9 protein-coding genes are annotated in these 12,052 nt (G+C 59.7%); 4 read left to right on the top strand and 5 right to left on the bottom strand.

The window, feature by feature from the left end:
* Positions 1–22: 22 nt before the first annotated feature.
* The 3 genes from ACODSJ_RS14710 (at position 23) to ACODSJ_RS14700 (ending at position 3,157) form a co-directional block, all read left to right on the top strand.
* Positions 23–910, top strand: a complete 888-nt coding sequence (locus ACODSJ_RS14710) for a LysR substrate-binding domain-containing protein (protein ID WP_489102420.1) — start codon at positions 23–25, stop codon at positions 908–910.
* Between the two features lie 341 nt (positions 911–1,251).
* Complete coding sequence (locus ACODSJ_RS14705) at positions 1,252–2,049, top strand: NYN domain-containing protein (RefSeq protein WP_489102419.1); 798 nt, start codon at positions 1,252–1,254, stop codon at positions 2,047–2,049.
* 178 nt (positions 2,050–2,227) lie between these two features.
* On the top strand, positions 2,228–3,157 hold the full coding sequence (locus tag ACODSJ_RS14700; protein ID WP_489102418.1) for a hypothetical protein: 930 nt from the start codon (positions 2,228–2,230) through the stop codon (positions 3,155–3,157).
* Positions 3,158–3,371: 214 nt separating this feature from the next.
* On the opposite strand, the gene ACODSJ_RS14695 is transcribed toward ACODSJ_RS14700, so the two are convergent.
* The 3 genes from ACODSJ_RS14695 to ACODSJ_RS14685 form a co-directional block, all read right to left on the bottom strand.
* Positions 3,372–5,396 (bottom strand): hypothetical protein, encoded by a 2,025-nt coding sequence (locus ACODSJ_RS14695; RefSeq protein WP_489102417.1) that lies wholly within the window; start codon positions 5,394–5,396, stop codon positions 3,372–3,374.
* Positions 5,397–5,671: 275 nt separating this feature from the next.
* Positions 5,672–6,469, bottom strand: coding sequence for a molybdate ABC transporter substrate-binding protein (locus tag ACODSJ_RS14690; RefSeq protein ID WP_489102416.1), 798 nt, complete (start codon positions 6,467–6,469; stop codon positions 5,672–5,674).
* A 6-nt stretch (positions 6,470–6,475) separates the two neighbouring features.
* Complete coding sequence (locus tag ACODSJ_RS14685) at positions 6,476–7,246, bottom strand: type 1 glutamine amidotransferase domain-containing protein (protein WP_489102415.1); 771 nt, start codon at positions 7,244–7,246, stop codon at positions 6,476–6,478.
* Positions 7,247–7,322: 76 nt separating this feature from the next.
* On the opposite strand from ACODSJ_RS14685, the gene ACODSJ_RS14680 reads away from it, so the two are divergent.
* Positions 7,323–8,327 (top strand): LysR family transcriptional regulator, encoded by a 1,005-nt coding sequence (locus tag ACODSJ_RS14680; RefSeq protein WP_489102414.1) that lies wholly within the window; start codon positions 7,323–7,325, stop codon positions 8,325–8,327.
* Between the two features lie 118 nt (positions 8,328–8,445).
* Here ACODSJ_RS14680 and ACODSJ_RS14675 read toward each other — a convergent pair whose 3' ends face one another.
* A complete protein-coding gene (locus ACODSJ_RS14675) occupies positions 8,446–9,123 on the bottom strand; it encodes a phytanoyl-CoA dioxygenase family protein (protein WP_489102413.1) in 678 nt (225 codons plus the stop codon).
* 95 nt (positions 9,124–9,218) lie between these two features.
* On the bottom strand, positions 9,219–12,052 hold a 2,834-nt coding region (locus ACODSJ_RS14670; RefSeq protein ID WP_489102412.1), incomplete at its 5' end, for a beta strand repeat-containing protein.

Below are 12,052 nucleotides of genomic sequence, written 5' to 3'. Positions count from 1 at the left end.
GCTATTTATCACGTATATAACTATGTTCGATCACCTGCTGCTCAAGACCTTTGTCACTGTCGTCGATGAAGAAGGCTTCAGCCGTGCAGCGCAGAAGCTGCACCTCACGCAATCTGCGGTCAGTGGTCATATGCGGCGATTGGAAGAGCAGGTCGGCAAACCCCTGCTGACCCGCACCACCCGCTCCCAGCAATTGACGCCCGATGGCGAGCGCCTGGTCGCTTATGCGCGCACGATCCTGACGCTGAACCGTGATGCCTGGGCCGAACTGACGCGCACACCGTTTCACGGGCGACTGCGGATCGGGGTGTCCGACGATTTTGTCGAAGCGCGATTACTGCGCACCCTTCAGGATTTCGCGGCGCAGTATCCGGGCATGGAGATCGACGTGCAGGTCGGCATTCCGGGAACGTTGCTGAACCTGATGAAGCAAGGCCATCTGGAATTGGTCATCGGTTCACTGTGCGAAACCAGCGAGGCGGGGTTGCTGCTCTGGCAAGAACCGCTCGTGTGGGCCTGGTCGGCGCAACCCGTCACCCAGTTACCGACGCCGTTGCCCCTGGCCCTGTTTCCCGAACCGTGCCCCTACCGAGAGGCGGCGCTGACGCGGCTGGCCCAGGCCGGAATCGCCCAACGCACGGCAATGTCATGCAGCAGCGCAGCCGGATTGCGGGCCGCGGCGCTGGCCGGTTTCGCCGTCGCGCCCATGGCCGTCAGCCAATTGGGGCAAGGGCTGGCGGTTCTGGGTGACGAACACGGGTTGCCGGAATTGCCGGATGTGCAATTTCGATTGTTTATCTCGACTGAAGTGGATCGCGCGATTGCAGCGGCTGTTACTCAGCGGGTGATGGACTATTGTTCCGGGCGCGAAGTTGATCATCACCGCAAACGCTGGTCGATCCCGATATGATGAAGCGCCCAGACCCGGACTGTAGATAAAGCTATGCCAAGGTTGTCATTTGCCGTCAGGGCTTTGTTTGCGTCTTGCCTTCTTGTCGCCACCGCTAATCACATGCGGTTTGCTCTGGGACTATGGATACGGGGCCAGCGCCTACTGGGGGAGCCGGGTTTTCTGGGGGGCACTTACATTTCTTGATCCGCTCGCAGCACACGTCCAGGTTTGTGCCCAGCGTCGAGGCGATAAAATCAGCCTGGGCGCAACAGAAAGCTCGTTCGGGCCTGGGCGGCGATGGGGCCGTTGTTCATCTATGATCCATCGGTATATCGAAGTCCGTCACTCAAGGACACCCCATGGCTACCCACGCTCCCACTTCCACGCAAAAACACCTGGCAGTACTGATCGATGCCGACAATGCGCCCGCCGCAATTGTTGAAGGCTTGTTCGAGGAAATTGCCAGGTACGGCGTCGCCAACGTCAAGCGGATTTATGGCGACTGGACGGGGCCTCAGTTGGGCAGTTGGAAGAAGGTGTTGCTCGACCATTCAATTCAGCCCGTCCAACAGTTCGCGTACACCAAAGGCAAGAACGCAACAGACAGTGCCTTGATCATCGACGCCATGGACCTGCTTTACACACGACGCTTCGACGGTTTTTGCCTGGTTTCCAGCGACAGTGATTTCACCCGCCTTGCATCTCGATTACGAGAGGAAGGCCTGACCGTGTATGGGTTCGGTGAAGAGAAGACCCCAAGGCCGTTCGTGTCGGCGTGCGACAAGTTCATCTACACCGAATTGCTGCGCAGCGCAGGGGTGGGGGCTGCGAGTAATGGACATGATCGACCCGACCCCGAACCACTCGCACCCCTCGAGACTATTAAAATCACAAGTGCACCAAAGATAAAGAAACTGCCCAGCGCGCCGGTCGGTTTCATCGCAAAGATCTTGGATGATACCGCCGACGAGGAGGGCTGGGCGCTCTTGGGGACGCTGGGCACCAACATCAGCAAGCTGAGGCCCGAGTTCGACCCTCGGACCCATGGTTACAAAAAACTGAGCGAGTTGATTAAAGGGTATCCGCAGACGTTTGAGCTGCAGAAGAGAAGCACCTCAGGGGGCGGCTCGATACTTTATGTCCGGCACCGACAGTGAACAGTCGATGCCGGTGGCGACGTGACTCCCGAATCCACTGGTTCCTCACCTGTAAGTCATTGTAAGAAAAAAACTTATTGAAAGTGGCAGCCTCTCAAAAGCTGGCCTATACATGGACAGGCTGGCAATCAAAAGTGCCAGCGCCTCTCCAATCTAATCGGACAAGGAGTCCGTTTTTATGGCTACAGAACTGGATGTGTTGCTTTCGAGTATTCGCGATTGCAAAACCTACGACGCGGTAAAAAATCGCCTCGCTACCATCATCGAAAACAAGGACAACGCAACTGATCCCAACGTGGTCCGGGCGCTGCGGGACGCCCAAGTGTACGCACTGGTCTGGGGGGTGTTTACTGTCGCTCTTGACCAGGGCGCACCAATAGTCAACTTCGACAAAGCCTGCAAGGCAGTTGAGGCCGCCACTAAAGCGAAGGCTGACAACAAGACGCTGGAAGCCGCCTACATCGCCTACGAGCAAGCCCATACCGCCTACCTTGAAGCACAAGATGCGGACAACAACCTCATCACCGATGCCATCAAATCCGTAGCCGACGACGCAGCCAAAGTGGCACCCGGCAAAAACAGCAGCGACTCCATTGCCGATGCGGCCGCCGCCGAAATGGCCTACGCCGACGCCTACCACCACCTCGCAAGCCAGAGCTCCATCTATGCCTCTGAAGAGGTCGGGGTGGATCCCTATCAGGATTACTACAACAAGGAGCGGCAGATCAGAAATATCACCAGCCCCGTCAGGGAAGCCTGTGATGCTTATGTCAATGAGTATGTCACCCGTGCTCAGGTGGCGGCCGAGCTCAAGCAGTCGCTCAACCAGTATCTGCTGGTCTGGCGCAAGACAAGGAGCGGAGGCGGCAACCCGCTGGCGGAACAAGGCGTTCTGGAAAGCATCAATGAGAAGAACGGCACGTTTGTGCTCAGAAGCACTGTCTACGAAGGTCGACGTGACACGGTTTCGTTTTCCGACATAGAAACTGTCGATAAATCACGGACGGGCCCAGGGGCACTCTTCAGTGCCGCCAAGCCCGATTGGAGGAATGTGGACCTGGGGAAATGGGTTCGCTCCGACGAATACTACAAAACTAAAAGTGCTTGATGCCTAGATAGCGTATCCCTTCATGACAGCGGCCGGACCTAGCGTCCGGTCGCTGTTTCTCCGGGCTCCCGGAGAGACTGCGCAGGCGCTCAAATCGCGCCTGCTGCGTTGTCGTTCTTCCTTGATCAGATAAATGCAGGGCAGCGGAAACGCTGTGAGGCGCAAGCGTGGCCATTAAAGCCCGGATTCGATCCGCCGCAGAGAACTTTACCTACTAGCGCGTATACGGCCCTAGCAAGTTGACCTGATTACCAAGGAACCAGCCAAACCAACTGGCGACACCTAGCCAGGGGTCGGTCCGCGCCAGGATGTCCATCAGGTTGACGTTCAGTGTGACGGTGAGGTCCGTCATCATCGGCTGCGTTGGATAGCTTTTGATGATGTTGCTGCTGCTCCAGATGATCGCGAACTCGTAATACGTTTCCTCGACATAGGTGCCCTCGGGCGCCATGGGAATGGTGAGTGTCGAGTAGGCGTCATACCCATGGCCGCTGAGCGGATCGGGGCAGGCCCAGGCGATGGCCCAGAAGAGCGGCATCAGATTCTGGTAGGCCTGCAACATCAGCCCGTTGGCCATGGCGGTTGCGGTGGAGCTGTCGCCGTCCGAGGTAGAGGAGCCGCCGTTGCTGCCGGTGGGTATCGGCAGGTTGCCGTTGTCGGCGTAGCGGTAGAAATTCATCAGGCGCCCGTGGTCGCTGGCGAGGGTCGTGTAGAAGTTACCGAGGCTCGTATTGCTCGCCTCGAAGGAGTCGGCGACCTGATCCCAATATTGGCCGATGGTGATCGAACTGGGCGTCCCGTCGAGGGCGCTGGTGACCACGCGGATGACGTCGGTTACGGCCACCACCGCAAGGTTGGCCCAGGGGGCGACGGCTTCGGGGAAAAACCACACCAGCGAGTAACCCAGATCCTTGAGCAGTTGGACGAAGTCCAGCAGCGTGCTGTCATCGGTCTTGGCCTGCATGTTGGCGATCGCGCCGCTTATCAGGGTATTGGCCGTGCCCTGGGCTGAATTCAGGGTGCCTTGGGTGTAGGTGTACAGCGATTGCAGTTGCCCGATGGCGCTCATTTCCTGCCAGACCGTATAGATGATCTGGAGCCAGTCATCGGCGGCCACCCCCGTCGGCGCGCCGGGGGCGGCGGAAGACAGGCTGTAATTGCCACTTGCATCGAACTGCAGCCAGCTGTCGAGCTGGGTGGCGACGGTGGTCGGAGACCAGGCCGGGGAGGCTATTGCAAGCGCGCGCGGATCGAGCGGGTCATTGGAACCGGCCCCGTTGATGATATTGCCGAGCGCAATGCACAGCGCCGAGTAGGCATTGTTGAAATCAGGCCAGGCCACGGCGGGCTGATCGACGATCGATTGCAGCAAGTCCATGGTTGGCTGCTGTGGCGCGAAGCAGATGACGATGTCGTGGGTGAAGATGGTGTACCACTCGCTCTCCACGTCGTACTTGGCGGAGCAATAGCCAAAGGTCCCCGCGCCGCATACGCCACCGTAGCGCATGGCCCATCGATTGGCGGCCACGGCGAGGACACTCATATCCGAATCCATCAGGTTCGCATTGTTCAAGGGTTCCAGAATGCCCGCCATGATCTGATCCATCAGCGCGGCGCGCCCGGCCTTGAGCACCTGGATACCGGGTGTGTTGCTGAAGGCGAAGACGCCTCGGTAGGTCTGGCCGTTCTCGATCGCCATTTCCCAGCTCGGGATGCCGGCCACGTAGGCGTTGCCGTTGGCGTCGCTTTGCGTCAGGGCATAGGCGTGGGCGGCGGCGGCCCAGCGACGCTCGTCGGGATCGCCGGTCTGATTCGGCGTCAGCGTCAAGGGCGGCTGGTTGCCGTAGGCGCTTGCCAGCGCGGCGTTGAGTTCGTCGTCGGTGGGTTGGAGCACGGTGACCTGAGTGCCCACCGGAAACAGAAACGCCCCGACGACGGGATTGCCGTTGGCGTCGAAACCCGTTTCCCACGACGGGACCGCGAAAACATAAAGCGGGTTGCCCGCGTCGTCCATCTGGCTCAACGCCCAACGAAGAATGCCGTTTGCCCAGTAGCGGTAATCGATGAAAGAGCCGGTGAGGGGAGGGTTGCTGTCCGAGAGCATCTGGAGCACATCACTTTGCAGAATGTTCTGCCAGACCACTGCCACGCTGGTGTTTTCGATGCCGCTATTGATGGGCGGCACGGTGGCAAGGGCAATGGCGCTTCTCGTCTGTTTTTGATCGTCGAGGTTGAGCATCGGAGATCTCCCTATCCGCGGATAAAAGCAGTGGTTGAGTGATGTGCTTGGGTGGGCTGAGATGGCGGGATTTTGGGAGTTTAGTTCGGGATTTGTAGTTCGCGAATGAACCGTGCTGTGGCAAGAACCGCTCGTGGGTGTGGTCTACGAACCCGCCCACTGACTCTGTACTGCAGAATACGTTCTTCCGTAAACCTCATGAGGCATCCTCGCGTTGAATGTTTCTTTTTTTGCCGACTAGGATCGGATGCTGGCGTGGTTTCACCTGTGGACGATTACAAACCCATCGGGCTGAATCCTGCCTCCTCTAGCGCCTGTGCCGCTCGTGAGCCTCGCAGGAAGCTGATCAGTTCCTCTGCTCTTTCGTGGTGTTGCGCGTTGGTCGTGATCGCCGCAGCGATAATATTCACCCGCTGAGCTGCATCCGGCAGGGTGCCGACTACCTCGATCCCCGGAACCGCCAGCAGCTCACTCATCTGTTGCAGGCCGATCTCCGCCTCGCCTCGCAGTAGTATGTGCCCGACCAATTCTGGGGCGGCAACAACTATGCTTTTCGGCTTCAACTGCTCGGTGATTTCCAACTTCGGGAACAAATCTGTCGCTAGGTAGATCCCGCTCACGCCACTGGAATACGCGACCGACCTGGCCGTCAGCAAAGTATGCCGCAATGCCTCGATGCTGCTGATATCGGGCCGTGAAGCACCGGCCGGCACAGCGAGCCCGATGCGTGAGGTGGCCAGGTCTTGGAGGGTTGTCGGGCGAACGTGGCCTTGCTTGATCTGCTCATCCAAGGCCTCGCGGATCATCACTATGAGATCAGCCCTCTCTCCGGCTCCTAGGCGCACGGGCAGCGCGTCCGGAGAATCCCCATAAGAGGCGCCCCAGGAGAAGACCAACCGATCACCGTTCATCGCTTCAAACTCAGGAGCGACCTTCTCGAAGAGCGGCTTCAGCGCGGTTGAGGCCAGCACGTGCACGTCCGTAGCGTTAGCGCTGCCTGCCGCGCATAGTATTGCGAAGGTGCCGACGGCCATCATCGGCCCCAAAAAACGCCTGACTTGTCGCATCTGCATTCCCCTTCACTCAGCCCTGGCTTGCAGCGCTTTGATCACCGCCTCGCCGAGCGCTTTTGCGGATGCGGGGTTCTGGCCGGTTATCAGTTGTCCATCTACCACGACGCGGCTCTCGAAAATTGGAGCCTCTTCAAACGCTCCGCCAGCCTTTTTCAAGGCGCCTTCAAGTTCGAAAGGCACGATTGTGTCGTAATGACGCGCGATTTCCTCTTCCGCGGTGAAGCCGGTTAGGCGGCGTCCCTTGATCAGATTGCGGCCATCGCTGAGTTTCACATTGAGAAGCCCGGCCGGGCCGTGGCACACCGCACTGACGACGCCATCATTCTCATAGATGGTGCGCACAATGCTGCTGAGTTCTGGATTGTTGACGAAATCCCACATGGGACCATGACCGCCCACCAGCAAAACTGCGTCGTACTGACTTGGATCGACGTTGGAAAGTTTGAGGCTGCTGCCCAACTTGTTGCGGTGCTGGGGGTTGGTCCAGAACTTCAGGCTCGCTTCATCCTTCAGGTCGAAACCATCGAACGGTGCCAATCCGCCATTGGGGCTGGCCAAGTCGAAGTCGATACCGGCTTCGTCAAAAACTTCGACCGGATGGGTAAGCTCGGGAAACCAGAATCCCCCGACCAGATTCTCGGTTTTCTTATCCAGGCTCGATACTACGATCAGAACCTTTTCGCTCTTCAGGTTCTGTTCGGCTGCGGCCGTAGAGCCCCCCGTCACGAGTGCGAAGAGCACAGCGGTGAAACCGAGGGATCGCTTGGTAAAAGACATGTCACTTCCTTAGGTGATGAACGACAGGGCCCACTTTAGTCGCACCACCGGGAAGGGAATAACAGGCTAAACCCGAATGCACTATTTAGATAAAGCACGTAATCCAGACGAAATTAAATCGAAACAATCGAGTAATCTGCTGGCTTGTCACACGCACGAAGATTGCAACAGGACTCGTATGAACCACCTTCCAAGCTTCGATGGATTGCCCGAATTTCTAGCGGTAGCCAGGCGCTTGAGTGTAAGTAAAGCTGCCCTCGATCTCGGCAGGACGGCCGGCTCGGTCAGTCAGGCCCTGCAGCGGCTGGAACAACGCTTGGGCATTCCTCTTTTCCACCGCACGACCCGGAGGATGTCACTGACGGAAGCCGGCCATGCCCTATTGGAGAAAATCGAGCCCGCTGCTCATGCCATCGCCACGGGCCTTGAAGACGCCGCGCAATCGGCGCAAGCCCCGTCCGGCACCCTGCGCCTGATTGTCGAACGTCTGGCCCTGCCGCATGTCATCGAGCCTGTGCTGCCAGCCTTTCGAAAGGCTTGGCCAAACCTGAACGTGGAAATCACGGTCAGCAACCGCCACGAGAATTTCGTCTCCGAGGGTTATGACGCGGGCATTCTGATCGGTTCCTACATCGCACAGGACATGATCGCGGTGCGACTTTGCAAGCGTTACCAATGGGCAGTTTTCGGTTCACCGGCGTACTTCAAGGCACACGGTAAACCGCAGGTTACCAGCGACCTGATACAGCACGAGTGCATTCGCTTTCGGCGGCCTGAAAAGGGCGACATCTATCGATGGGAGTTTCTGGAGAACGACTCGACCGTGCGCATAGATCCGGTGGGGTCCATTACAGTCAATGACGGTGAACTGATGCGAGGCCTTGCCGTGAAAGGCCTGGGGCTCATCTACTCATCGACCTTCCACACCTCCCGCGAGCTGGCGGTTGGCACGCTGGAACCCGCGCTGCTCAACTGCTCCCCCAGCAGCGACGGACTGTTTCTCTATTTCTCTAAAACGGCCAAGAATCAACCAAAGCTTCGAGCTTTTATTGATATGTGCACGAGCATGCTGAAAACCTGATGGATGCATCGTCCTGTTTCCGGCGTTGCCATGGGGGGATGGGCGCCGCCGCGGGTTTGCTGTGCGCGCGAGTTCGGGAAAAAGGACTGATGCATTTGCTTGAAAACACCGCTGCCGTTCAGCCCCGACTCTCAAAACCCAACGGCTCGAACCGCTCCCGCGTATCCATCCGAACATTGCGCAGTCCCGCAGTTTCCAGGTGCGACGCATACAACACTTGCGACCAATAGCTGAACAAGATCGACCGACGACGTCCACCCAGCACATTCAAACTGCCCCCGTGCACCAGATCCACATCGAACACCAGGATGTCCCCCGCAGCGCCGCAAAGCTGTACCGCGCGGGACTCGTCGCTGAAGTCGAAGGGCGGCTCTCCCGGCGCGGGACGATGACTGGCGGGGACGATCCGCGTCGCGCCGTTCTCGGGGCCGTAATCGTCGAAAAAGGCCAGGGCCATGGCGATGTCGCCGGGGCGTTGGGCCGACAAATCGCGGTGCAGTTGCTGGTGACCGCCACCGCCAAGGGGCTCGCGGCCCTCCACTTGGGAGAGGAAAAACCGCTCCCCAATCAACTCGCCCGCCACCGCCAGCACCTGGGGCAGGCGACACACCGCCTGAACCTTTGCCGCATCGTCCAGCATCGAACAGCGCCAATCCACGTCGCGGGGCACGGGCCATTGTTCCGAGGGCCGCACACCGGCATCGAACACGGCACGCAATTCATCCAGCCATTCGGCGGGGATCGCTCCACGGAGCAGGGCGTAACCGTCTCGATGGAGTGGCTGGCGGTGGGGCATGATTTCCTCGCTTCCCTTGTGCGAATGAGGGGAAGGCTAGTCGTCAAACCCAAGTAGGGCCACCCCATGACAATGGGTGGCCAGCCGCAAACACCTCATGTCGTCAGGATAAAGTCCGTCTGATCGATATCCACACTGTGAACACCGACCAAGCGAATAGAATCCGCTCCGATCCCGATCACCGTGTCTGCCCCGTCAGCCACGATGTTCACGTGGGCGGCGAACGTCTCGCTGGTGATGCCCAGTCCCGCGATATCGAGCAAGTCCTGCCCGCCGCTCGGATTGACATCGAAGCCCTGGACCGAGTCGTTGCCGAAACCTGCCGCAGCAAACACGAAGGTGTCGTTGCCGAGGCCGCCGTTGAGTGTGTCGTTGCCCAGCCCGCCGACGAACAGATCGTCACCCGCACCGCCGACCAGGGTGTCGTCGGCCAGGCCACCCAGCATCGTGTGGTTTGCCGCGGTTGCATCGTAGGCCAATTCACTGCCACCGCCTTCGGCGTTTGCCTGCAAACCCGCCGCCGCGTATTGGCCATTCAGCGTGACTTGCGTCGAATGCGCACCGTCGCTCACGGTCAGCAGGCCGCCGGTGCCGGTGTCATTCGCCGCATAGGTGATTTGCGTGTTGGCGCCGAAGGCAATGTCGCCCAAGTCCAGCTTGTCGCCAGCGGCGAAACCGCTGACGCTGCCACTGAACGCCGCCGACACATCGAGCTTGAGGGTGCCTGCCGCGCCACTGTCAAACGTCACGTTCTGATCGGAGGCCGCCGCGAACTCCAGCGTCGCCGCACCGCTGATCGTCGCGCTTCCCGCACCCGTGGCCGCTGCGTGGACGCTGATATTGCCGTCGTTCGCCCACAGGCTGCCGCTGTTGACGAGCGTACTTTCAATCACCAATCCGCCACTGCCGCTGGCCTGCAACAAGCCTGTGTTGGTGATGGCGTTGCTACCGGTATCGATCACCAGCGCATTGGCACCGTTGGCAAGGATCTGCCCCGAGTTGACCAGTGTCATCTGCCCCGCGCCCAACTGGCCGGCACCCGAGAGGGTGTTGTCGACATTGGTGAGCACCGTGTCCGCGCTGCCACCAAAGATCGTGTTCTGGGCGCTGTCGGACAGCACCACATGCCCGCCACCGGTCAACGTCGCACCACGGAACAGAATTTCAAGATCGGCCCCGCTGCCGGTGGAACCCAGTTCTATGATGCCGCTGTTATCGATGCTGCCACCGAACGGCATGATCGCGCCGTCGGCAATGGTGAGAGTGCCCGTATTGGTCGTGACCGGGTTCACATCGAACAGTAAGTTCGCCTCGCTCAACGCCGCCGCATCCACGCCGTGGACGGTGATCGTCTGATGGGCGCTGATGCTGAGCACGGCATCGCCGTTCGCGTCGTTGGCGATGCTCACATCCGCAAGGCCATTGACGCCCGTGAAGCCGACCAAGTCGATCTTGTCCGCCGCCGCATCAAAGTTGTGAATGACGTTATTGCCGATCGGCTGGGCGAACACGAACAGGTCGGCGCCGCTGGAGCCGGTCAGGTTGTCATCCGCCGACATGGCGAAGATCGGCGAGCCGGGGGCGTAGGCTTCGACGTTGTCGGAAACGAAGGCATTGCCCAGGCTGCCATCGACATGGGTCCAGGTCATGTTGACGCCCAGCACCAGCGCACCGGCGAATGCGCTGGGCGTTGTCACCGTCAATGAGCCGGGATCGCTGGTCTGCACGGTCCAGGTGCCATCGCCGTTGTTGGTGCCTGCATTGAACGTCCACCCCGACGGAACACCGCTGATGGTCATCGTCACGGGGCCGCTGATATCGGCCGTTGGAACGTTGAGGGCCAGATTGATGGGTTCGCCGGCAACGCCTGCCGGAAGGTTCGCACTGCTCCCGGCCGCACCCGGATTCCCCGCCAGGTCGGTGTAGCTGTTGGCGGCAACGTCGACTTTTATGCTGCCGCCCAGGGTTCTGGTCAGCGTTGCCGTGTAGGTATCGCCGTCAACCTGGGTAAAGTTGCTGAAGACGCCCCGTGGCGTTCCGCTCGTCGTCGTCACGGCGACATCCGCCAGGCTGAAACCGCTCACCGTCTCACTGAACTGGAAGGTGACAGTCGAGGTTGAACCCATCGAGCTTCCCAAGGCAGTCCCTGTCACTGTCACCGTTGGCGGCACGGTATCCACTGGCGTCTCAACCACGTTCTGCACGTTCACCGTGATCGTCTGCGTGTCGATTCCGCCATTGCCGTCGGACACCTGGACGTCCACGACGTAGGCGTTGTCGCCGTCAGCACCGCCGACATCCAGGGGATTCTCGTAATCGGGCGCTGAGTTGAACGTCAGCACCCCACCCGAACTGATCGAGAACTTGCTGAAATCCGTCCCGGCTGTATTCAGGAGCGAGTAGCTCAGCGTTTGCGCCGGCAGATCGGCATCGGTCGCCGTCACTGTCGTGACCGCCGTGGTGTTCTCCGCCACGTTCACCGACGCCGTCGCGCCGCCTCCGTTGGAGGTGATCACTGGGGCGTTGTCGTTGACGCCTGTCACAGTGACTGCGATCGCCTGGTCGTCAAACAGCGTGCCGTCCGACGCTCGCACAACCACGTCATAGACGTTGTTCGCTCCCGAATCGGTCGGCGCTTCAAAGTTGGGGGCGGAGATAAAGCTCAGCACGCCGGTGCTGGAGACGATCGAGAACTTCGCGGCATCCGCGCCGTTGACGATGCTGTAGCTCAGCGTTTGCGCCGGCAGATCGGCGTCGGTCGCTGTTACTGTCGTGACCGCCGTGGTGTTCTCCGTCACGTTCACCGACGCCGTCGCGCCGCCTCCGTTGGAGGTGATCACTGGTGCGTTGTCGTTGACGCCCGTCACAGTGACCGCGATCGCCTGGTCGTCAAACAGCGTGCCGTCCGACGCTCGCACAACCACGTCAT

It is taken from the genome of Pseudomonas sp. FG6 (assembly GCF_057809015.1).
This window is presented reverse-complemented; position numbering and strand designations above follow the sequence as displayed.

What these genes read in the sequence shown, in the direction of transcription:
- ACODSJ_RS14710 (WP_489102420.1), top strand. Translation starts at nt 23, where the DNA reads ATGTTCGATCACCTGCTGCTCAAGACCTTTGTCACTGTCGTCGATGAA.
- ACODSJ_RS14705 (WP_489102419.1), top strand. Translation starts at nt 1,252, where the DNA reads ATGGCTACCCACGCTCCCACTTCCACGCAAAAACACCTGGCAGTACTG.
- ACODSJ_RS14700 (WP_489102418.1), top strand. Translation starts at nt 2,228, where the DNA reads ATGGCTACAGAACTGGATGTGTTGCTTTCGAGTATTCGCGATTGCAAA.
- ACODSJ_RS14695 (WP_489102417.1), bottom strand. Translation starts at nt 5,396, where the DNA reads ATGCTCAACCTCGACGATCAAAAACAGACGAGAAGCGCCATTGCCCTT.
- ACODSJ_RS14690 (WP_489102416.1), bottom strand. Translation starts at nt 6,469, where the DNA reads ATGCAGATGCGACAAGTCAGGCGTTTTTTGGGGCCGATGATGGCCGTC.
- ACODSJ_RS14685 (WP_489102415.1), bottom strand. Translation starts at nt 7,246, where the DNA reads ATGTCTTTTACCAAGCGATCCCTCGGTTTCACCGCTGTGCTCTTCGCA.
- ACODSJ_RS14680 (WP_489102414.1), top strand. Translation starts at nt 7,323, where the DNA reads ATGCACTATTTAGATAAAGCACGTAATCCAGACGAAATTAAATCGAAA.
- ACODSJ_RS14675 (WP_489102413.1), bottom strand. Translation starts at nt 9,123, where the DNA reads ATGCCCCACCGCCAGCCACTCCATCGAGACGGTTACGCCCTGCTCCGT.